Source organism: Actinomyces gaoshouyii (assembly GCF_002076915.1).
Taxonomy (GTDB): Bacteria; Actinomycetota; Actinomycetes; order Actinomycetales; family Actinomycetaceae; genus Actinomyces; species Actinomyces gaoshouyii.
In genome coordinates, this window is record NZ_CP020468.1 from 767,685 (window position 1) to 790,011 (window position 22,327).

The following is a 22,327-nucleotide window of genomic DNA, read 5'->3' on the forward strand; positions in this document are numbered from 1 at the left end:
CCGACGGCGGATCGCTCCGCGCCCGGGTTACCCCGCGCCGTGGCCGGGCGGCTAGGCTGGTGCCATGCCCTCTGACTCGGACCCCCGCACGGACACCACCGTCGTCGCAGCGCCGACGCCGGTGAGCGCCGAGCGCATTCTGGAGGCCACCCGCCGGCTGGGCCTGAGGTACTTCGTCGACGACGAGGGCGACGTCGGCATCCCCTGGCGCTGCGTCGTCGTCCACGTCATCTTCCAGGACACGCGCGCCGTCCAGTTGCGCGGCACCTGGCACCGCATCGCCGACACCGAGCACCTCGCCCCCCTGCGCTCCCTCGTCGAGGAGTGGAACGCCACCCGCATCGGCCCCAAGGCCTTCCTCACCGTGGGCGACGGGGGGATCGTCCGCCTCCACGGCGAGATCACCTACCCGCTGGACGCCGGCATGACCGACGCCCAGATCGATGACTTCGTCTTCACGGGATGCCGCCTCATCGTCGCCCTCGTGCGCGAGGCCGAGGAGGTCTTCCCCGACCCCTTGCGCGGGAGCCTCGAGCCGTGAGCGAGGCCCCCCGGCGGCGCACGCGCCTCGAGCGCCTCGCCGGCCTCATCGCCCGATCGATGGGCAAGGGCTGGGACCAGCGGGCCGACGCCGCCCGCTCCGCGGGGGACTCCTCGCCCGGGCCCTCGCCATCCTCCGCGCGATCCGCCCCATCGGCTGGATCAGCTCCAGGGGCCCCCTCATCCGACTCGGCCGACCCCGCCGACTCAGCCAACTCAGCGGACCCCGCCGGCCGTGCCCGCCCCGCTGGCGGCCCTCGGCGACGGGGCTCGGAGAACGTCAGCGCGGGCCGCGGCGGCGCGCCCCGCACCCGCAGCGGAGCCCGGGGCGCGCGGGGACCCGCTCAGCCCGCCCGCGAGCAGGTCACCTCGCGCCTGACCCTCGAGCGCATCGAATCCATGCTCGCCTCGGAGATGTCCTATCGGATCCGGCGCGAGGAGGACCGGGGCCACGCGACCCTCATGGGCAACTGGGACAGCTTCCCCTTCATCATCGAGATCCCCGCCGAGCATGACGGCTGGCTCCTCGTCTCCGGGGACTGGGCCGAGCCCGGCCCCGAGGGGCAGCGCGACGAGCTCGCATCCGCCGTCAACGATTGGAACCGTGATCACTTCTTCCCCACCGTCGCCATCGTCGACGGCCCCGAGGGCCCCTTCATCCGCGCCATCTACATCACCGACCTGCGCTCGGGCATCACCGACGACCAGCTGCGACTCCACCTCGACACCGCTCTGGCCTCCTGCACGCAGGCGCTGCGCACCGTCGGCCCTCTCCTGCCCGAGCTGTGAGGCCCACCGTGGCACTCATGCGCATCGCCGTCGTCGGCCCGACGGCGACCGGCAAGTCGGACCTCGCCCTCGACCTCGCCGACGCCCTCGGCGACGGGCCCGCCAGCAGTGAGATCCTGGGGGCCGATGCCTCTCAGCTCTACCGGGGCATGGACGTGGGCACCGCCAAGCTCCCACCGGCCGAGCGCCGCGGCTACCCCCACCATCAGATCGACGTCCTCGACGTCGCCCAGGAGGCCTCCGTCGCCGCCTACCAGCGGCACGCCCGCGCCGATCTCGCCGCCATCGAGGCCCGCGGCAGGCGGGCCCTCATCGTCGGCGGATCGGGCCTCTACGTCCGCGCCGTCACCGACGCCCTCGACTTCCCCGGCACCGACCCTGCCGTGCGCGCGGGCCTGGAGGGGCGCGCCCGCGCCGAAGGCGTCCGCGCACTGTGGGAGGAGCTGGCGGGGGCCGACCCCGCCTCCGCCCAGCGCATCGATGAGGGCGACACCCGCCGCATCGTGCGCGCTCTGGAGGTCCTGGCCATCACCGGCCGCCCCTTCTCCGCCGCCCTGCCCCGCTACGAGGACGTCGCCCCCACCGTCCACCTGGCCCTGCGCCCGCCGCGCGAGGCGCTGAGCGCCCGCATCAACGCCCGCGCCGCGGCGATGTTCCGCCCCGAGGCGGGCCCGGGCATCATCGAGGAGACCCGCGGGCTCATCGGCGCCGGGCTGCGCGAGGGCCCGACGGCGAGCCGCGCCATCGGATATGCCCAGGCCCTGGCCGTCATCGACGGGCGTCTCAGCATCGACGAGGCCGTCGCCGCCACGGCAGCCGCCACCCGCCGGCTCGCGAGCCGTCAACTCAAGTGGTTCCGCCGCGACCCGCGCATCCACTGGATCGACGCGCGCCTCGCCCCCGATGGGACGGTGCCCGACGGCGAGCGGGAGCGGGTGCTGGCCGCCGCTCTGGGACTGGTCGAGGCCGCGGATTCCGGGCAGCCCGAGCCCGTCGCATAGGGTGGGCGCATGACCACCTCGACGCGCACCGGCCTGGCGGGCCACGAGCTCATCAAGGGGCGCGCGGCGGGCGACGACCTCCTCATGCTCGTCGATCCCGACTGCGATATCCCCCTCACGGCGGCGGATATCGCCGCCGTGTGCGACCGGCGCGCGGGCGTCGGCGCCAGCGGGCTCGTGCGCGTCGTGCGCACTGCCAACCTGCCCGGGGCCGAGCGCTTCGCCGCGGCCGTGCCCGAGGCTGAGTGGTTCATGGACCATTACGGCGCCGACGGGGCCGTCGCCGAGACAGCGCCCGGCGCCGTGCTCCTGCTCGCCCAGACGCTCATCGCCGAGTCCCTGGACACGATCCCCGAGGGGGCATCGGTGACCATCGGGACGCGCGGGGGCGCCCGCACCGCCACTAGGATCGGCGACCTGTGGGCCGTGGACATGGGGCCCGCGCGCATCCCCTCCCGCCCCGCGACCACCGCCGACCCCGGCGGTGCCGACTCCGCCGACGCTGACGATGACTGGCCCGGTTGGGACACCGCCGTCGTCATCCCGGGTATCGACGGCCCCCGCGCGGGCCTGAGCGTCGCCATGACGGGCGCCGCGTCCCCCCGCATCGTCATCGCCCTGGCCGACGAGGCCGAGCTCGACGCGGCGAGCCCCGAAGGTGCCGACGGCCCCGGCAGCGCCGTGCGCTACGAGCCCGAGCCGTCCGAGCCGGTGGCCCTGGACGCGGTGGTCCCCCTGGGCGAGGAGACCGACCCCGCCAGCGGGGCGGTGATCGGCGTGGCCCGCTGGCGGGCCCTGAGCCGGTCGGCGGGGGCGGCCCCCTCCACCGGGATGGGCTGCTGCGCCGCCGCCGCCGCGCTCCACGAGTGGGAGGGCGAGGGCGCCCCCGAGTCGTACCGCCTGCTCCTCCCCGGCGAGGAGATCGGGGTCCATGTGGGGCATGCGGGCGATGCGGGCGCTGACCCAGGGGGCCCGGGCGAGAGCATGATCCTCACCGGCCAGGCCAGGCTCATCGCGCGGGTGACGGTCCTATGAGCGGCCACGATCTGCGCCGGGTCGCCACAACCGGCCTCATGCTCTTCGCCCTGTTCTTCGGGGCGGGCAACCTCGTCTTCCCGCCGTCCCTCGGTGCCTCCAGCGGGAAGGCGGTGGGCGTCGTCGTCATCGGCTTCATCGCCACCGGAGTCATCCTCCCGCTGCTCGGCGTCATCGCCGTATCCACCTCCGGGGAGGGGATCCTCGGACTGGCCCGGAGGGTCGGGCCCCGCTTCGGACGCGTCCTCCCGCTCGTCGTCTACCTGGCCATCGGCCCCCTCTACGCCATCCCCAGGACCGCGATCGTCTCCTACGAGCTCGCCACGAGGCCGCTCCTGGAGCTCGCCGGGCTGCCCACCGGCAGCCCGGCCCTGGCCCTGCACGCCGTCGGGTTCTTCGCGGCCGCGCTCGCCCTGTCCCTGCGGCCCTCGCGCCTGGCCGACCGCATCGGCAAGCTCCTGACCCCGGCGCTCCTCATCCTCATCGCGGTGCTGTGCGCAGCCGCGATCGTCGGGGGCCAGGCGATCGACCGGCCCGCCACCGGCGCCTACGCCACCGCGCCGTTGGCCGCCGGGCTCACCCAGGGCTACCTCACCATGGACGCCCTGGCGGCCACCGTCTTCGGGATCGTCGTCATCACCTCCCTGCGCGCCCAGGGGATGAGCGGCGAGAAGCAGATCCTGTGGGGCACCAGCGGCGCCGGCGTCATCGCCGCGATCTGCCTGGCGGCCGTCTACGGCAGCCTGGCGCTGCTCGGCAGGCGCGCCGACGGGGACCCCACCGACGGCACATCGCTCCTGCGCGCCGCCGCCGCCGACTCCCTCGGTCCCACCGGCACCGTGGTCTTCGCGCTCATCGTGGTGCTCGCCTGCCTGTCCACTGCCGTCGGGCTCATCTCCTCCTGGGCCGGCTACGCCAACACCGCCTGGCCCCGGATCGAGTTCCGCGCTCAGGCCATCGGCTGCTCCGCCGTCGCGCTGGCGCTGACCAACCTGGGCCTGAACGCCATGATCATCATCATCTCGCCGGTCACTCTCCTGCTCTACCCCATCGTCATCACCCTCATCGTCGTCACGCTCATCGACAGCGCAGCCCCCGGCCACCTGCGCTGGGCCTACCTGGCGCCCGTGAGCCTGGCCGTCGTCCTCGGGGCCGTCTCCGCCGCCGCGGAGACCGGCTGGTCCGCGCCCTCCGACCTGCTTGCGCGCACCGGCGCCTGGGACAACTCGACCGGATGGATCCTGCCGGTGGTCATCGTCGCGGTGCTCTCGATCGGCGTGGATATCGCCACAGGCCGGTGGAGCCGACCCGCCAGCGACACCAGTGACGTTCCCGACGAGGTCCGGCGGGCCATCGCTTCGAGGTACTGAGCTGCGAGTCCTAGGGCGCGCCGGTGACGCCCAGCACCGGCGAGTCCGCCCACCGCATCGATCCCGCGGCCGGCGGCACGGGGGCGGCGCGGACGTCAGCGCTTTCAGCGGCTGACGCGCAGGACCCGGAATCCCTTGGCTGAGGCCTCCCGTGCCACCGCCCAGCCCTGGGATGCGAGCCAGGTGGCCAGCGAATCCGCCCCCAGGTTCTTGCCGACGACGAGCCAGGCCTCGCCGTCGTCGGCCAGGAGGGGCAGCCAGTCCGTCAGGAGCGCGTGCAGCGCCTCCTTGCCGATCCTCACCGGGGGGTTGGACCAGATGAGGTCCAGGCGCCGCCCGGAGGCCCGCAGCTCAGCGAGGAGTGCGTCGGCCGAGGCCGCACGCACGCCTCCCAGCCCAGCGGCCTCGGCGTTGCGCGCGGTGAGGTCCACGGCGCGCTCGTTGATGTCGGCGGCCAGGACCTGTGCAGCCGGGGAGGCCGAGCCCAGGGCCAGGGCGATCGGGCCCCAGCCGCAGCCCAGGTCCAGGAAGCGGCCGGTCTTGGGCGGATCGGGCACGTGGTCCAGCAGTACCTGCGTGCCCTTGTCCACCCGGTCCGCGCTGAAGACGCCGGAGGCCGTGATCACCTCCACCTCGCGGCCCCGGATCGTGAACCGGTGGCAGCGCTCAGCGGCCCGGGCGGCCGGGGAGGCGGTGAAGTAGTGCTGGTCGCTCACGCCTCCAGGCTACCCGCCGTCGAGGACGCCGGGCCGGGCAGGTGAGGGGGCGGTCCCGGGCCTGCTCAATCCATGCGCCGGGCGAGCAGGGGAGTGGCGGCCAGCCCCACCACGAGCACGATGAGCACGGGGACGAGCAGGCGCGCCTCGACCCCGGCCGTCGTCGGGGCCACGGCGGCGGTCACGAGCGTGGCCAGGGCGGCGGAGGTGGCGGCGCGCGCCTGGCTGATGCCGTCATCGATCTCGGGCGCGGTGATGACTCGCAGCCACGCATCCTGGTTCGTCAGCCCCATCCCTGCCCCGAGGACCCCGAAACCCGCATGCAGGCACCACCAGGGGGCGGTGCCGGCCAGGGCCACGATCATGAGCGCGCCCCCGGAGGCGAAGGCGATCCCCGCCAGGGCCGTGCGGTGCCGCAGGAGCCGGGGATCGCGGGCGGGACGCGCCCCGCAGCGCATTGCGATGACCGACCAGCACACGCCCGCCGTCGTGAGCGCCCAGCCGATCGCGCCCGGGCCCAGCTCCAGCACGTCATGGGCGGCCGGCGCCACCACCAGGTCGATCGTGAAGTAGAGGGAGCACAGCCACGCCAGGGTCCCGACGGCGGCCCTGCGCCCGCGCACCAGCCGCAGGGAGCCCGCGGGGAAGACGCGCGCGCAGGCTCCCACCACGAGGACCATCCCGAGGCCCGCCATCGGCCAGAACCAGGGGAGCGTCGCCTGGGCCGCGCCGATCGCGCCGACCCCGCCCGCCATTGCCAGTGCGGGGATCCATGGCGCGCTGTCGTCCCCGCGCACACGCAGGCCCGCCGCCTCGTGCGCCATCGCCGCTCGCGCCGCCACGAGGATGGGCAGGTAGCCCACGAGCGCCCAGCGCCACCCGGCGGCGGCGCTCAGGGCCGCGGCGTAGGCGGGCCCGATGAGGGAGGAGACCACCCACATCGCCGATCCCGCCGCCGCGTACAGGCGCCGCCAGGCATCCGGCATCCCAGCCACGAGGACCCCCATCGACACGGTGGCGAGGGCCCCCGCCGCCAGGCCGCGCAGCACCTCGCCCAGGATGTACCCCCAGATCGTGGTCGCGAGCGCGCTGATGACGGCGCCCGCCGTGAGCAGCGCGGTCAGAGCCGTCATGAGGGCGCCGACGCGCCAGCGCTCCAGCATCGCACCGCCCAGAGGCATCGTGAGGAACGCGGGCACCTGGGCGGCGGCCGTGACCAGGCCGTAGGAGTCGCGGGCGTCGAGGTCGGTGGCCAGCAGCGGCAGGACCGTCTGGTTGATGTAGGTCTGCATCCCCGCCAGGAGCTCGACGACGAGCATCGCCATCGCCAGGTGGCCCAGCCTCGTGGTCAGCAGGGCGCGCGGTGATGGCGGCGGCGCGGGGGCCTGCGTCGTCGGCGATGGGCTCACGTGCCGAGACTAGCGCCGACGAGCGCCGAGCCTCCGGTGAGCGGGTGCGACTGCGCTATGATGCGCTCATGTGGATCACCCGGATGCCGTGACCGGCGGCCAGCAGGCGCCGCCCATGCGGCTGTCCGGACCGCCGCGCCAGATCAGTCGGCCCGTCGAGCCCCGCTCCGGGCCCGCCTCACGCGATTCCGAAGGACTTCAGTGACCCACCCCACTCCTCAGACCGCCGGTCGGCCTGACGACGCCGAGGCCGCCGACGCCGCTGAGGCCCGCGCCGAGGAGATCGTCGCCCGCATCCTCTCCCGCCGGGGGACCGCTCTAGCCTCCACCGCCTCCCAGCGCGAGAACCGCGAGAGCGACGACGGCTCCCTGGAGCGGGAGGCCCGTGCCGCCACGCGGCGCGTCGCCTCCCTGTCCACCGAACTGGAGGACGTCAGCGAGGTCGAGTACCGCCGGATCCGCCTGGAGAAGGTCGTGCTCGTGGGCCTCGACCTGCCGCGCGCCGCGGGAGGCCCTGCCGGGGCGCAGGACGCCGAGACCTCGTTGGCCGAGCTCGCCGCCCTGGCCGAGACCGCCGGCTCCGAGGTCCTCGACGCCGTCATCCAGCGCCGTGACCACCCCGATCCCGCCACCTACTTGGGCAGCGGGAAGGCCAAGGAGCTCGCCGAGATCGTCTCGGCTGCGGGGGCGGACACGGTGATCGTCGACGGCGAGCTCGCCCCCTCCCAGCGCCGTGCCCTGGAGGACGTCGTGCGGGTCAAGGTCGTCGACCGCACCGCCCTCATCCTCGACATCTTCGCCCAGCACGCCAAGTCCCGCGAGGGCAAGGCCCAGGTGGAGCTCGCCCAGCTGGAGTACCTGCTGCCGCGCCTGCGCGGATGGGGCGAGTCCATGTCCCGCCAGGCCGGCGGGCGCGTCGCCGGGGGACAGGGCATCGGCTCGCGCGGTCCCGGCGAGACGAAGATCGAGCTCGATCGGCGCCGCATCCGCGAGCGCATGGCCAAGCTCCGCCGCGAGATCAGGGCCATGGCGCCCTCGCGCGAGGTCAAGCGCGGCTCGCGCCGTCGCGGCCCCATCCCGAGCGTCGCCATCGCCGGGTACACCAACGCCGGTAAGTCCTCCCTCATGAACCGCCTCACCGGTGCGGGGATCATGGTGCAGGACGCCCTCTTCGCCACCCTCGACCCCACGGTGCGCCGCGCCCAGGCCTCCGACGGGCGCGTCTACACGCTCACCGATACGGTTGGTTTCGTGCGCAACCTGCCCCACGAGCTCATCGAGGCCTTCCGCTCCACCCTCGAGGAGGTCGCCGAGGCGGACCTCGTCCTGCACGTCGTCGATGCCGCCCACCCCGACCCTCCATCCCAGATCGCCGCCGTGCGCACCGTCCTGGCGGAGATCCCCGGAGCCCTGGAGGTCCCCGAGCTCATCGTCCTGAACAAGGCCGATCTCGCCGATCCGATGACGCTCGTGGCCCTGCGCTCCCAGCTGCCCGGGGCCCTGGCCGTCTCGGCGCGCACCGGCGAGGGCGTCGAGGAGCTGCGCGAGCGCCTGGAGGAGCTGCTGCCCCGCCCGGATGTGCCCGTCGACGTCGTCGTGCCCTACTCGCGGGGAGATCTTGTCTCGCGCGTCCACGCCGACGGCGAGATCGAGTCCATCGAGTACGTCGAGGCCGGGACGCGCCTGGTCGCCAGGGTCAGCGCCTCTCTCGCCGCCGAGCTCACCGGCGCGGCCCTGTGAGCGATCGGGTGGTGGGCTCACCCGGCGGCGCCGAGGGCGCCGAGGGCCCGTACCCCGCCGCGCTGACAGCGCTGGCGGCCCTCGCCCGCGCCGTCGACGCCATGGGCGGCAGCCCCCGGGCCGGACAGGAGGAGATGGCCTGCCGGGTCTGCCAGGCCCTGGCCGACGGCACCCATCTCATGGTGCAGGCCGGCACCGGCACCGGGAAGTCGCTGGGATACCTCGTGCCCGTGCTCGCCCGCGCCGTCGAGGCGGGGGAGCGGGCCGTGGTCTCCACCGCCACGCTCGCCCTTCAAAGGCAGATCCTCACCAAGGATGCGCCGCTGGCCGCCGACGCCGTCCAGGAGGCCACCGGCCGCGCCCCGTCGATCGCCCTTCTCAAGGGCTGGCAGAACTACTTGTGCCGCCACCGCGTGGCCGGGGGCTACCCCGAGGGCGACGACGCGGACTCGCTCTTCTCCGCCGCCAGCGCCCTGGCCCCCGCCCGCCTGGGGCAGGCGGCATCCACCAGTCTGGCCGAGCAGGTGCTGCGCCTGCGCGAGTGGGCCTCCACCACGGGCACTGGCGACCGCGACGACCTCGTCCCGGGGGTGACGGACCGCGCCTGGGCGCAGGTCTCCGTCTCCAGGGCCGAGTGCCTGGGCGCCTCCTGTCCCTTCCACGACGACTGCTTCCCCGAGCGCGCCCGCGCCGCCGCCGGCGAGGCGGATCTGATCATCACCAACCACGCGATGCTCGGCATCGCCGCCGCCGGCAATCCGAACGTCCTGCCCGAGCACGACATCGTCGTCGTCGACGAGGCCCACGAGCTCGCCGACCGGGTCCGCTCGCAGGGGACCGTGAGCCTATCCGCCGCCGCCGTCATGCGCGTGGCCGCCACCGCCCGCAAGAATGCCGGCGTCATCGCCGCCGACCTGGAGGCCGCCGGTCAGGTCCTCCAGCTCGCGCTCGCCGATCTGCCCGATGGGCGCCTCGAGGCGGGCTTGCCCCAGGCCCTCCGCGACTCCCTCATCAATCTCGACGGAGCCGCCCGGCAAGTGGCCGGCGACATCCGAGAGGCCGCCAAGGCCCGCTCAGGGGACGCCGGCGCAATAGCCCTGGCGCGCACCGCCGTCGCCGACCTCCTCGACGCCGTCGAGCGCATGACCTCGGGCAGTGTGGAGGCCCGCCGGGATGTGGCCTGGATCGAGAGGCCCCGCATGGGCGCCGACCCACCGCGCCTCATGCTCGCACCGATCGACGTGGCGGGCAGCGTTGCCGACTCCCTCCTCGAGGGTCGGGCCGCCGTGCTGACCTCGGCGACCCTCGCGCTGGGCGGGAGCTTCGACCCCATGGCGCGGGCGCTGGGCCTCGCGCTGGGAACCACCGCGTGGGACGGGATCGACGTCGGCACGCCCTTCGACTACGCCCGCCAGGGCATCCTCTACACCCCCACGCACCTGCCCCGCCCCCAGAAGGGCATCTCCGAGGCCGCGCTCGACGAGGTCCTCGCCCTCACCGAGGCCTCCGGCGGTGGGATGCTGGGCCTGTTCTCCTCCAGGCGGGCCGCCGAGGAGGCCGCCTCCCTGCTGCGCGGCGCCACCGGGCTGACCGTCCACGCCCAGGGGGAGGACCAGCTGCCCACGCTCGTGCGCGCCTTCGCCGAGGACGAGGACTCCTGCCTCGTGGGCACCCTGAGCCTGTGGCAGGGCGTGGACGTGCCGGGGAGGGCCTGCCGGCTCGTCATCATCGACCGCATCCCCTTCCCCCGCCCGGACGATCCCGTGGCCAACGCCCGCGCCGAGGCCGTCAGCGCGGCGGGAGGCAACGGCTTCATGTCCGTGTCCGCCACGCACGCCGCGCTCCTGCTCGCCCAGGGCGCGGGTCGGCTCGTGCGCAGCTCGGAGGACCGCGGCGTCGTGGCCGTTCTCGACCCCCGGCTGCGCCGCGCCCGCTACGGGGCCTTCCTGACCCGCTCCATGCCGTCCCTGTGGCCCACGACCGAGCGAGAGGTCGTCCTCGGGGCGCTCAGGCGGCTCGCGGCGGCCGGGCACTAGATGAGCGTGAGACCGGCGGGGACGCCCCGCCGGTGGCGCCCGAGGGGGCGACGCCGAGTCATGCGACTTCGGGGCTTAGGGCCGCTGTGGCGCGCGCCTCTTGCGACTAGGCTGGGCCCTGGGCCGAACGGCCCGTCCCACGAAGATCTGGAGGTTTCCCGTGTCCGACGCCGCGATCACCAACACTGCTGAAGGTTCCTACCCGACGGGCAGGTCCGGCCGCCCCTCGAAGGTCGCCATCATCGGCGCCGGAGCCGTCGGCTCCACCCTCGCCTATGCCTGCGTGACCAAGGGCGTGGCACGCGAGATCGTCCTGCAGGACATCGCCAAGGAGAGGGTCGAGGCCGAGGCCCTCGACATCGCCCAGGGCATCCAGTTCACCTCCGCGGGCGCCGTCTCCGGCTCCGACGACCCGGAGATCTGCCGCGACGCCGACGTCATCGCCATCACCGCCGGGGCCAAGCAGAAGCCCGGCCAGTCCCGTCTCGAGCTCGCCGGCGCCACCGTGGGCATCATGGAGAAGATCCTGCCCAAGCTCGTCGAGGTCGCCCCGCACGCCATCTTCCTCCTCGTGGCCAACCCGGTGGACGTCGTCACCTACTGCGCTCGGAAGATCACGGGCCTTCCCGACAACCAGGTCTTCGGCTCCGGTACCGTCCTGGACACCGCCCGCATGCGCTACCTCGTCTCCCTGGAGACCGGCACCGCCACCCAGAACATCCACGGATACATCGCCGGCGAGCACGGCGACTCCGAGGTCGCCCTGTGGTCGAGCTGCGAGATCGGCGGCGTGCCGATCACCCAGTGGGGCAAGACCCTCGACGGCGGCACCTTCGACCAGGCCAAGCGCGACCGCATCGCCCACGACGTCGTCCGCTCCGCCTACCGCATCATCGAGGGCAAGGGCGTGACCAACTACGCCGTCGGCCTGGCCGTGCAGAAGATCATCGGCGCCATCCTCAACGATGAGCAGCGCGTGCTCACCATCTCCCCGCTGCTGGAGAACTGGCACGGCATCTCGGACGTGTGCATGGCGGTCCCGACGATCGTCGGCCGTGAGGGCGCCGGGCGCCGGCTCGAGTTGCCCCTGACCCTCGATGAGCGCGACCGCCTCACCGCATCCGCCCAGCGCCTGCGCGAGGTCGCCCGCGGCCTGGGCTACTGAGGCCTCGCGCCCGCACGGCGACGGCGCCCCCATCCGATTGTGGATGGGGGCGCCGTCGCCGCGCGCCGCTCGCTACAGCGCGCGCAGGACGGTGACGACCCGTCCCATGATGGTGGCGCCATCGCCCGGGATCGGCGCGTAGTCTGGGTTGCGCGGCAGGAGCCACTGGTGCCCGTCCTTGCGGGACAGGACTTTGACCGTGGCCGAGGCGCCATCGACGTCGTCGAGCATGGCGGCGACGATCTCCCCGTTGGCGGCGTCGGACTGGGCGCGGACCACCACCCAGTCGCCGTCGCAGATGGCGGCGTCGATCATCGAGTCCCCGTGAACCTGGAGCATGAAGAGCTCCCCGGAGCCGGTCAGGCGCCGGGGCAGGGCCATGACGTCCTCGACCTCCTGCTCGGCCAGGATGGGCGAGCCCGCCGCGATCCGCCCCACGAGGGGCACTGCCACGGCCTCCCCCTCGGCCACTCCCGGCAGCATGGGCAGGGCCGCGGGAGTGGCGGGGGAGGGGCTGGTCGGGCGGGGGGCCACCTGGAGCGCGGGCCCCTCAGCGGCGACCGTGGAGGCGAGGGCCTCGGGCTCCTCGGGGACGATGACCTCCAGGGCGCGTGGCCGCTTGGGATCGCGGCGCACCAGGCCGAGGCGCTCGAGCTTGTCGAGTTGGTGCTTGACCGACGACGGGCTGGTGAGCCCCACCCTCTGCCCGATCTCGCGCATCGAGGGCGGGTAGCCGTGATCGACGACGGCGTCGCGCACGGCCTCGTAGACCGCGCGGGCGCGTTCATCGAGGCTCGCCAGGATGCGATCGCCACTGGTCGCGCTGCGAGCGCCCTCGGCGCCCCCCGCACCGGGGGTGTCATCCCGGTGGGGGCTCCCCTGCGCGGCACCCCCCTCCGCCCGCCGCGCGGCCGGTCTCCCGGCTCGTGCCTTCGTGGGGCGGTCGCTGCCGCGGGACGTGCTCATCGCGATCTCCTCGATAGTGCGGGCGGTCTGCTGGATCGGGCCGGGGCACTGCGGCGACCACGGGCCCGGAACGGGCGATTAAGGGCGCCGGATTCGTGTCAGTGCCCGGTGATGTCCTGATTGCCGTCAACCATACGGCCGGCCCGCCACTCATTCAAACACATGTTCGAAAGATGCTGGACGTGTCGCGCCGGACTCGCTATTCTTCGAACATCTGTTCGTCGAACATGTGTTCTAGGAGGTTCCCTGTGAGCGCACTCGCACTCCCGCCGCAGCCGTCCCGCCGCCTGCGGATGGTCACACCCTTGTCCGCGCACTCGGCGCCCTCAGCCCCTCGCGCGGAGATCGCCGGGCAGGAGGCGCTTCCGGTGCGAGCCGCCGGGGAGCCTCACCGCCCGCACCTACATCTCGTCACCGGGGCGGATGTCCCGGAGCTTCCTGCCATCGCGGCTCCCGCCGACCTGCGCCGGCGCCCGAGTGCGCCGCGCTCCGCCCGCCCGTGCCCCGCCTCGGATGCTCGCCGGGCTGCCGCGCCCAGGGCGGCTGCGCCGCCCTCCCGCGTGGGGCTCGCCGAACTCGCGGGCCTCGCGCCGGCTCATCCCGCCATCCGCGGCGCCCAGAGGCGCGCCGTTGCGCAAGAGGCCTCTCGGGGAGCTCTCGCCTCGCTGCCGGCGCCGATGCGCTGGGGCGCCGTCTCGATGATGATCGTCGTCCTACTCGCCCTGGCCGCCGCCGCAGGGATCATCGGCAGTGGTCTCATGGCCCCCGTGGAGACCTCCACGGCCACGGTCCAGGAGGGCCAGTCCCTGTGGGACGTCGCCGCCGCCACGGGCGCCCCGGACGTGTCCGAGGCCATGGCGCAGATCGTGGACCTCAATGATCTCCACTCCTCAACGATCCACCCGGGGCAGACCCTCGTCGTCCCTGTCCGCTGACGAATCGCCCAGAGGGGGATCGCTGGGCATGCGGCTCCTTGCGGCGACGGCGGTGGGCGCCTAGGCTCCACGTCACAGGCCATGCTTCAACCCCGAGGAGCCCGCGTGCACTGCCCCTTCTGCCGCCACGACGGCTCCCGTGTGGTCGATTCCCGGACCTCCGATGACGGCCTGGCCATCCGCCGTCGCCGCGAGTGCCCGGCCTGCGGTCGGCGCTACACGACAATCGAGACGGCCAGCCTGTCCATTCGCAAGCGCTCCGGCGCCGTCGAGCCCTTCTCCCGGGACAAGGTGATCGTGGGCGTGCGCCGAGCCTGCCAGGGCCGCCCGGTCTCCAATGATGACCTCGCGCTGCTGGCCCACAAGGTGGAGGAGGCGATTCGCGCCACCGGCCAGGCCATCGTGGACTCCCATGAGGTCGGCCTGGCGATCCTCGGGCCGCTGCGCGAACTCGATGAGGTCGCCTACCTCCGCTTCGCCTCGGTCTACTCCAACTTCAACAGCCTGGAGGACTTCGAGCGGGCCATCGCCGACCTCCGCGCGGCGCACGCCGCCCAGCCCACCGCCCGCGCCTGAGTCACCAGGAGGGCCCGCGGTTCGCGAGTGGTGATGACGGGCGACGACGGCATCGGCGCGCGCCGTCGCCTCAGCGCTCGTCGATCGCGCGGACCAGCCGTTCCACCAGGGACGGCCACGTCCAGCGACCGATCATGAGCTCCCTGCCGGCGGCGCCCATCCGGGCGCGCGCATCGGCATCGGAGAGCTGGCCGATAATCGCTTCCACGAGCGCGTCCTGGTCGCGCCCGTCGACCACGTTCCCGGTCACGCCCTCAACGACGGTCTCGGGCGCACCGCCGCTGGTCCCCGCGATGACGGGTAGTCCCGCCGCGGAGGCCTCGAGGAACACAATGCCCAGGCCCTCGACGTCGAGGCCTCCACCGCGCGTACGGCAGGGCATGGCGAACACGTCCCCCATGGCCACATGCCCGGGCAGTTCGTCGTAGGGGACCTTGCCGGTCAGGATGATGGAATCACGGGCGGAGGAGCGACGCTTGAGGAGCGCCAGGCGGCGCGCGTAGGAGCCCCACCCCACGATGACCAGGCGGGCCCCCGGGACGTGCTCCACCACGCGCGGCCAGGCCTCGATGAGGGAGTCCTGGCCCTTGCGGGCCACGAGCCGGGACACGCACACCACCGTCGGGGCGCCCCCCAGCCGGTAGCGGGCGCGAAGCGCGGTGCGGGCGGCGGGATCGGGGCGGAAGCGGTCGACGTCGATGCCGCTGGGAAGATGGGCGGTGAGAGTGCCCGATGGTATGAAGGGGCGCAGGCGGCCGAGCGTGTACTCGGAGATGTAGGTGACGACGTCGGCGTCGCGGAGGATGCGGTGCAGGAGCTGGCGGGAGCCCGGTAGCATGGACCAGCCGACTTCGTGCCCGTGAGTCGTGGCGATGACACGGCTCGCCCCGGCCCGCTTCGCGGCGCGGCCGAGCAGCCCGAGCGGTGCGGCGGCGCCGAACCAGACGGTCTCGATACCGCGCTCGGCGATGATCCCCCGCATCCTACCCCGCACCTCCGGCGTGGGCAGGAGCATGCGGGTGGGCATGCGGACGACGTCGAAGGGAACCTCGGAGTCGAAGGCCGCGGCGGTCTCGGGGCCCTCGGGGGGAGTGGAGGCCAGGACGGTCAGATCCGAGGCCGGCAGGCGGCGGGCGTAGTCGTCGAGGTAGGACTGGATCCCGCCCACGACGGGCGGGAAATCGTTCGTGACGAGAAGTGTCCGGCGCATGCCGAGAGTCTAGAAGACCTCTCCGAGACCGGTCGAAAACAGCGGCGAGACCGGTTCCCCGACCTCGCCGTCGGCCGACCGCAGGACAACACCAGTGAGGACGGCGGGGCCCACGATGACCACCGCCCCACCGTCGGCGGCGCCGCAGCGTGACGGGTCAGTCCGACAGGTAGCGCCCCCGCCCCCCGACCCGCGCCATCGACTGGGTGAGCATGTGGCGCACGGATGCGGTGAGTTTGCGGTGCGTCGATAACGACAGCCCTGCGAGCAGGTCGTGCAGCAACTGCTCGTCATCGAGCCCGCCCTCTGCCCCCATGCGCTCTCGCACGTAGTTGTCCAGCTCGCGCGGATGGATCTCCTCGATGGCGACGAAGTCGTACGGATAACGGCGGTAGCCGGTCAGACCAGCCGGATCAACGCCCTCCGGCCAGACGAAGCCGTCCGGGTCGGTGAAGACTCGCGCGCTGCGGATGAGGGTGAGGATCTGCTGTTTCCTCACGCTTCGTGCCTGCTGCATGCCGAAGTCGTAGCAGACCAAGCTGAGCAGCCGCTCTCGTGCGATCGGATACTCCTGCTCGCAGATCCGCTCTGCTGCCTCACGTATGATCGCGCGGGCCCGGGGATTCGTCGCCGCCTCGTCGAGAAGCGCGCGCTCAAGGCGCTCGTTCGGCTCGTACGGCACGAAGTCGACGACGGCGCTGAGATCCCTGCGCCGCTCCGTCCGCGCGTGAGACGTTGGCGCTGCCGTGGCGGTCCCGGCGGCGGCGTGGTCGGGCGCTGCCGTGGCGTGCGGCGACGCGCCGGCCTGTTCGAATGGCGTCAAGGCCCGGACTGGGCCGGCCTCACCTCGGTCAGCCGGTCCGGTCTCAGAGGCCGCGGCGAGATCCAGAATCGAGGCCGGGACTGCGGGTGCGGGCAGGCCCGGGGCAGCGGCGCCGTCGTGCTGCTCGCCGTAGTCCTGCGTATGCTCGACGGCGCCGACAAGACGGGAGACGACTGCCTCCGGGTCCCGGAGCCACTCCGGCATCCAGATCCGCTCGACTCCCGGCCAGTGCATCATGCGCGCGAGTACCCTCGTCGGCAGCACGTCGCGGTCATAGGAGGTGCGCCGGCTCTCCCAGTTCGGGCCGTCGAGCATGACGGCCACCCTCGGTTCGTCGGGGCGATCACCAGGGGCGAGGACGAGGTCGATGCGGAAGTCGGACAGGCCGACGTCGGTGCGCACGGCCAATCCCCGTGCGCGCAGGGCTGCCGCGATCTCCTCGCGGTGCCCGTCGGGGCGCGCCTGACCCGCCGCGCGCGCGGGCAGAGCTCCCGTGCCGTGCTCGGCGAGCAGTAGGTAGCGCTTGAGGTCCTGCAGCCCCGTCGAGGTGCTGCGCTCCGCGTGGAGCGATGCCGGGTCGAAGGAGCAGAAGAGAACGACCTGGGCCCGCGCCCTCGTGATCGCGACGTTGAGACGGCGCTCCCCGCCATGTCGATTGAGGGGCCCGAAGTTGAGCGGGACCTGTCCGTCCTCCCCCGCCGAGAAGGCGACGGAGAACAGGATCGCGTCCCGCTCATCTCCTTGGACGTTCTCGAGATTCTTGACGAAGATACCCCCGGCCGCGTCGAGCGAGGCAGTGATCCTCGGATCGTCGAGCTCGCGCAGGCGGGCCTCGATGAGATCGCGCTGCTGGATGTTGAACGTGACGACACCGACCGATGGTCCCTCGGGATCGGTGGGATCGTCGTCGAATCGGCGCTGGATCTCCTCAACGATGGCCTCGGCCTCCGCCTGGTTCGTGCGATAGGTCTTGCGCGACTGCCCGCGCGGGACGCTGCGCACGAAGTGGCCGTCGACGTGGCGCAGGCTGATGCCGAAGCCATGGGGACCATCGTCCCGCTCGGCCGACCTGGGGCTCGGGAACGAGGACAGTCGGCCCTGGTAGTACGCGGCGTTGGAGAAGGCGATGAGGGATTCGACCCTGCTGCGGTAGTGCCAGGACAGCCAGAACCGTGGGACGTGCGCGGCCACGCACTCGCTGAGGATCGACTCTTCGTCGACGATGTCGTCCTCGCCGTCGTCATCTCGTGAGAGCTCGGCGAAGGATGTCGGAGGCATCTGCTTGGAGTCCCCGCAGATGATGACGCTACGACCGCGCCCCATGGCTCCGATGGCGGCGGCGACCGTGATCTGGGAGGCCTCGTCGAAGACGACGAGATCGAAGTCCTGGCGGTTGGCGGGGAAGAACCGCGCCACCGAGTCCGGGGAGACGAGGACGCATGGGGTGAGGGAGGTGATGAGGTCGCCGAACTCACCGATGAGATCGCGGATCCTCCGCTTCTTACGCTTGCGCTCCAGAGCGGTGCGCAGATTGGCCAGTCGCAGGCCCTCACTCGCCAGGGCGTGGCCCCGGGCGATAAGAGCGTCCTCGACGAGCGCCTCGGGCAGCATACTGCGGATCTCGTCGAGCACCGCTGCGTACTGGGCCACGGTGGTGTTCTGCCGTTCGGCATCGAACTCGTCGAGGCGGCCTCGCTCCCGCTGCGATTCGAGCGTGGCGTGGATGAGACCGATCTCGAGGGCGGTGGAGGCATCCGAGGACAGCACCTCGCCTCGCCGGAGCTGGTCGAGGCAGGATGCGAGGCCGAGGCGGCGGAACTCCGTCCCGGCGCTGAGGAACTCGCTCCAGCCTCGGAGGACCCGTTCTCGGCGCGGGGCGGGCATCGGCAGGAGGGCCTCGATAGCACCTCGCCCGATGCCGACTCGGCTCAGTGCCGTCAGTCCCTCACGGGCCCGGGAGTACGCGCGCATCCATCCCGCGATTGCCGAGCGGTCCGGCCGGATCGCGCATGCGGCGACAATGATCCGCGTCTGGCTGCGCTGCCCTGCGGCGGCCAGATGAGCCCGCTCGAGCAGTTGGCGCAGCCTGTCCCCGGAGGCTGCGGCCGCGGGTCTGTCGAAAGGCGTCCAGTTGCGGATCATCGCGGCGGTCCACGGCAGTAGAGCCGCGTGCCGCTCGCGCAGTTGGTCGCGGCGGCGGGCGAGTGCGATGAGCTCGTCGACGATGCCGAGCAGCGCGGCGGCGTCGTCGGGCATGGGCTTGCCGCTGCGGTGGCCGGCGAGCCGGGCGAGTGCTTTCTCGGCCTTCTTGGACTTGCTGAAGAAGGCGTGCTTGGCGTTGATGAGGCTCTCCCTGACCGCGTCGAGGGGCTCGTCGAGGACGCTCTCCCGGTAGTAGGTGAGGGCCGGGCGCAGGTCGGTGGCCTCGGCGTCGAGCTGCTGGAGGAGCCACTGGGCGTCGCGCACCCATGATGGGTCCGCGATGAGGTCGAGGACACGAGTATCGAGGACGGGATCTTCGAGGATGAGGGCGGCAGTCTCCAACTCATGGTCGGGCATTGTCCCGACGGCGGCTAGGAGCTCGTCGTCGCCGCTCGAGATGACGCTATCCCAACGCGCGGTGGCGGCGAGGACCTCTGAGAGGGAGACGTCGTCGAGAGGCTGGGAGATCACGGGCTCGGAGCCGACGAGCACGTCGCGGTAACGGTCCAGGCACGTGCCGACGGACGGGATGCTCGTGCGCAGAGAAGCGACGTCGCCGTCCGTCATCGCGGCGAGCTGCGCGGGCGTGATCGTGAGGCTCCCGGCCCTGTGACCGGAGTATGCGATCTCGGCCGTTCGGGCACTGTAGAAGGACATGCCGCTCGGGCTGCGCCCGTGCAGGGAGGCGCGGTACTCGGCGAGTCTGGCGCTGTCGGCTCCGGCCAGAGCCATCCGGGATTGCAAGGTGATGCGGTCCGGGTGGGCCTCGAGATCCATCGCGGCGAGGATCTTCCGACGCACGGCGTCCGGGGACTGCTTGCGATCATGGAGGTCGAGGAGGAGCCCGCCGATGCCCGCGTCGCGCAGGCGCCTGGCTACGACCTCGAGCGCCGCCTGCTTCTCGGCGACGAAAAGAACCTTACGGCCTTGCGCGATGGCGCTGACGATGACGTTGGTGATCGTCTGGGACTTGCCGGTGCCGGGTGGGCCCTCGACGACGATCGTGCGCCCGCTGAGCGCCTGGGCGACGACCTCGGCCTGCGAGGCGTCAGCCGCCACCGGGAGCCGGGGCAGGAGTTGCTCGAGGCCGACCACCGGGGCATGCGCCTGTGGGTCGGCGAACTGCTGGTCGGGCGTCTCGATGAGGTGGCGGACGAGGGGATTGCGGGCGATCTCCTTCCACGACTCCTCGAGGTCCTTCCACAGGCGGAAGGTGCCGAACTGGAAGATGCCGAGGTACGTCGTCGCCTCGACATGGAAGGGCAGGCGGTTGTCCGCGAGCACTCGGCGCACGACCTCGAAGAGCCGCGGGAGGTTCAGGCCGGCGGCATCTTCCTCTGGCTCACTCAGCTCCGTGAGGTCGAGGCCGAGATCGATCCGGAGGCGCTCGACGAGGGAGTAGTTGGGGGTGGTTGTGCCCGAGGGATCGATCCGCAGGCGGAAGGGGCTGTGGGCTGAGCGGCGCTCGAGGTCGACGGGGACGAAGACGAGGGGGGAACGGATGGTCGTGCCGCCCGTCTTCCAGACGAGTGAGCCGAGGGCGAGGTAGAGGTTGTTGGCGCCGGTCTCCTCGGCGAGGGTCCTGGCGGTGGAGCGCAGACGGCGCAGGATCGGGTCATAAGTGCCCTCACCCAGATCGACCTCGACCTCGCGGTGGTCCGCCAGCAGCGGAGCGAGTTGCGGAGGATCGAGTTCCGTGCGGAAGAGGCCGCCGATGCGGCGCACCTCGGCGGCCCGCTCGCCAGCGGGCCTCAGCGTGATGTCACGCCCCGCATTCACGAGGTCTTCGAAGGATCCGATAACCGCTTCGGGAACCGCGAGCTCGACGATCCTGTGGCTGTGGATCGCGCTATCCGAGCAGTTGATGAGGCGGTTGCGCAGACTGAGATCGAGGAGCCGTGCCTTCCAGGCCTCGACCCGATCCGGGGCCTTGCTCCGCGTGGGACGGGGCCGGGTGGTGCGGAGGAGCTCGTCGGCCAGTAGGACAGTGTTCGGCCGCGGTGCGGCGACATAGGTGCTCTCAACGATCTCGCCGTCCTCGTGACGGGTTCTCAACGGCATGGGGACGACCCCGCGCTCGCGGGCCGCCCGCACGGGGATCACGACATCGATCTCGGCGGCGTCGACGCCGATGAGCCGACGGGCCGCTTGATGGAGCTGTTCAGCGGTGGCGGAGGCCTCGCCGGTGAGGAGAGTCGTCTCGACCAGGCGGATCTCTCCGAGGTCGATCTGGTTGAGCAGCTCCCACCCGGGCATCGTGAGATCTTCGGAGAGGTGGCGCTGCGTGCGCCAGTAGCCAAGGAGAGCGTGTCCCGGAAGAAGGATGATCAGCGGCTCGATCTCGAGGTACTCCAGAGCGCTCGCCAGGAGGATCGTGGTGTCGAGGCAGGTGCCGAGACGGTTGTCGAGCACGTCCTGCGCAGTGCGCACCCGCTGGCCCGACTCCCCCCAGCTCGTCGGCGGAACCGCGTAGGCCACCCCGGCATCCTGGATGGCACGGCAGACTGCCGCGACGATGGAGCTCACCCTCGCGGGGCCGCCCTCGTAGCCGTTGAGGGACGGCGATCCCGTGGCTGTACCGAGCAGCTGAGCGGCCTGGGAGCAGAGCGGCGCGAGCCTGGGCTGCTGGGGCTGGACGAAAGCGGTCAACGTGGCGGCAGCCTCCGAGGGACGGCCTCGCATCACCCACTGGCGCGGAGTGAGGACATCCGGACCATCAAGGAAGAGGTCGCGTCGCGCGCCTGCCGACTCGAGGAGCAGATGGAGGCGCGAGGGGCTCTGGGCGTCGACCTGGAGCAGGGCCGATCGTTCCGGGAGGATGCTGACGGTGAGGTCTTCCCCCTCCGCGCCGAGCCGGGTCAGGATGACAGGATGGCCGGAGGCGACGCTCTCGCCATCAACCTCGACGCCGATGGTGACGCGGACATCCTCGAGGGGAACCCACTGCCGAGCCCCCTGTTCATCGAGGTCGGTGCCGCGGATATCGACCGGCCGCAGGTGGATGGTCATGGCGAGGCGCGACCCGGCGATGGCGTGGGCATAGGAAACGACCGGGGGAGCATCGACGGAGACCGCGAGGAGGTCGAGCCCAGTCCCAGTCGGCCGTGGCAGAGGCGGTGGCTCGGGCGCCGCGACGCGCGCCGTCTCGTCGTGGGCAGGGGGCAGCGGGTCGGAGACGGCCGGAGCCGCCCCGGCCGCGGTGCGCTCGGCGCGCTTGTCCGAGGGCGTCGGCTCCTCGTGCGCTGCGTCCGGCTCCTCGAGAGAACCTGCTTGGGGAGTGTCCAACGGCTCGACAAGGGACTCGAGCCCGGCGGCGGGCTCCGCCCCCGATGTCTCCATCCTGGTTCCGGCAGCCGCGTGAGCCGCGAGTTCCTGCGAGACCCGGTCGGATGCCTCGACATCCCCGATGATCCGGAGGACCTCAGCGACCTCGCTCAGCGCCAGCAGCATCTCGGAGCGCTCAAGCCTCGCACCGTGGGTGAGCCGGTTGCGCGCGATCCAGATGGCGTGAATCCTGCTGCGCAGGCCTGACTCGACGTTGAGGATCGACTTGCCGCTCCTGTCGCGCCCGGTCAGGGCGAAGAACTGAGTGGAGAGATCATCGAGGTCGGCGTCCCCCGGAGCCCCGTCCCACGGCGCCGGGGATAACCGGTCCTGGTTCGGGTACTCGTCAGCCAGGCGTCGGCGGACGTAGGGGCCGAGGCTTTCCGAGAGCGCCTGAAGGGCGTGGAGGAGAGGCTGTCGGTCATCAGGCAAGAGACGGTCCTCTCGATCGGAATGGGGGTGCATATTTTCGCATGCGAGTCCCCTCTGG

Annotated in this window: 15 protein-coding genes; 10 read left to right on the forward strand and 5 right to left on the reverse strand. The window is 72.4% G+C overall.

The window, feature by feature from the left end; genetic code table 11:
- The first annotated feature begins 64 nt into the window (after positions 1-64).
- The 5 genes from B6G06_RS03105 to brnQ are packed head-to-tail and all read left to right on the forward strand — an operon-like array spanning position 65 to position 4,735.
- On the forward strand, positions 65-541 hold the full coding sequence (locus B6G06_RS03105) for a YbjN domain-containing protein (protein ID WP_080463123.1): 477 nt from the start codon (positions 65-67) through the stop codon (positions 539-541).
- On the forward strand, positions 538-1,329 hold the full coding sequence (locus B6G06_RS03110; protein ID WP_240494094.1) for a type III secretion system chaperone family protein: 792 nt from the start codon (positions 538-540) through the stop codon (positions 1,327-1,329). Before B6G06_RS03105 ends, B6G06_RS03110 begins: the two co-directional genes overlap by 4 nt.
- Before the next feature lie 17 nt (positions 1,330-1,346).
- Positions 1,347-2,330 carry a tRNA (adenosine(37)-N6)-dimethylallyltransferase MiaA gene (gene miaA, locus B6G06_RS03115; RefSeq protein ID WP_080463170.1) on the forward strand — a complete coding sequence of 328 codons (984 nt, stop codon included), beginning with the start codon at positions 1,347-1,349 and terminating at the stop codon, positions 2,328-2,330.
- Positions 2,331-2,339: 9 nt separating this feature from the next.
- Positions 2,340-3,365, forward strand: coding sequence for a diaminopimelate epimerase (locus B6G06_RS03120; protein ID WP_081170930.1), 1,026 nt, complete (start codon positions 2,340-2,342; stop codon positions 3,363-3,365).
- Positions 3,362-4,735: a branched-chain amino acid transport system II carrier protein gene (gene brnQ, locus B6G06_RS03125; RefSeq protein ID WP_081170932.1), complete on the forward strand. Its 1,374-nt coding sequence runs from the start codon at positions 3,362-3,364 to the stop codon at positions 4,733-4,735. The genes B6G06_RS03120 and brnQ overlap by 4 nt, the downstream gene beginning before the upstream one ends.
- A gap of 104 nt (positions 4,736-4,839) precedes the next feature.
- On the opposite strand, the gene B6G06_RS03130 is transcribed toward brnQ, so the two are convergent.
- Together B6G06_RS03130 and B6G06_RS03135 are read right to left on the reverse strand one after the other, a co-directional pair.
- Positions 4,840-5,451: a class I SAM-dependent methyltransferase gene (locus B6G06_RS03130; RefSeq protein ID WP_081170934.1), complete on the reverse strand. Its 612-nt coding sequence runs from the start codon at positions 5,449-5,451 to the stop codon at positions 4,840-4,842.
- Between the two features lie 65 nt (positions 5,452-5,516).
- Positions 5,517-6,860 carry an MFS transporter gene (locus B6G06_RS03135; protein ID WP_081170936.1) on the reverse strand — a complete coding sequence of 448 codons (1,344 nt, stop codon included), beginning with the start codon at positions 6,858-6,860 and terminating at the stop codon, positions 5,517-5,519.
- A 201-nt stretch (positions 6,861-7,061) separates the two neighbouring features.
- Here B6G06_RS03135 and hflX point away from each other — a divergent pair, with 201 nt between their 5' ends.
- From hflX to B6G06_RS03150, 3 genes are all read left to right on the forward strand, one after another.
- Entirely contained in the window at positions 7,062-8,600 is a 1,539-nt protein-coding gene (hflX, locus tag B6G06_RS03140) for a GTPase HflX (RefSeq protein ID WP_081170938.1), read from the forward strand.
- 101 nt (positions 8,601-8,701) lie between these two features.
- Positions 8,702-10,636, forward strand: coding sequence for an ATP-dependent DNA helicase (locus tag B6G06_RS03145; RefSeq protein ID WP_164505231.1), 1,935 nt, complete (start codon positions 8,702-8,704; stop codon positions 10,634-10,636).
- 160 nt (positions 10,637-10,796) lie between these two features.
- The gene (locus B6G06_RS03150) at positions 10,797-11,801 is read left to right on the forward strand and encodes an L-lactate dehydrogenase (RefSeq protein ID WP_080463117.1); all 1,005 of its coding nucleotides are present in this window, start codon (positions 10,797-10,799) and stop codon (positions 11,799-11,801) included.
- Positions 11,802-11,873: 72 nt separating this feature from the next.
- Here the strand turns inward: B6G06_RS03150 and lexA are convergent, their stop codons facing one another.
- Positions 11,874-12,767 carry a transcriptional repressor LexA gene (gene lexA, locus B6G06_RS03155; RefSeq protein WP_080463116.1) on the reverse strand — a complete coding sequence of 298 codons (894 nt, stop codon included), beginning with the start codon at positions 12,765-12,767 and terminating at the stop codon, positions 11,874-11,876.
- Between the two features lie 248 nt (positions 12,768-13,015).
- Between lexA and B6G06_RS10025 the strand changes: the two genes are divergently transcribed.
- Both B6G06_RS10025 and nrdR read left to right on the forward strand, forming a co-directional pair.
- Positions 13,016-13,702: a LysM peptidoglycan-binding domain-containing protein gene (locus tag B6G06_RS10025; protein WP_125898880.1), complete on the forward strand. Its 687-nt coding sequence runs from the start codon at positions 13,016-13,018 to the stop codon at positions 13,700-13,702.
- Between the two features lie 105 nt (positions 13,703-13,807).
- On the forward strand, positions 13,808-14,278 hold the full coding sequence (gene nrdR / locus B6G06_RS03165) for a transcriptional regulator NrdR (protein ID WP_080463114.1): 471 nt from the start codon (positions 13,808-13,810) through the stop codon (positions 14,276-14,278).
- Positions 14,279-14,348: 70 nt separating this feature from the next.
- Here nrdR and B6G06_RS03170 read toward each other — a convergent pair whose 3' ends face one another.
- Together B6G06_RS03170 and B6G06_RS03175 are read right to left on the reverse strand one after the other, a co-directional pair.
- Positions 14,349-15,488, reverse strand: coding sequence for a glycosyltransferase family 4 protein (locus B6G06_RS03170; protein ID WP_081170940.1), 1,140 nt, complete (start codon positions 15,486-15,488; stop codon positions 14,349-14,351).
- A gap of 157 nt (positions 15,489-15,645) precedes the next feature.
- Positions 15,646-22,269 (reverse strand): DUF4011 domain-containing protein, encoded by a 6,624-nt coding sequence (locus tag B6G06_RS03175; protein ID WP_125898881.1) that lies wholly within the window; start codon positions 22,267-22,269, stop codon positions 15,646-15,648.
- Between the last annotated feature and the right edge of the window lie 58 nt (positions 22,270-22,327).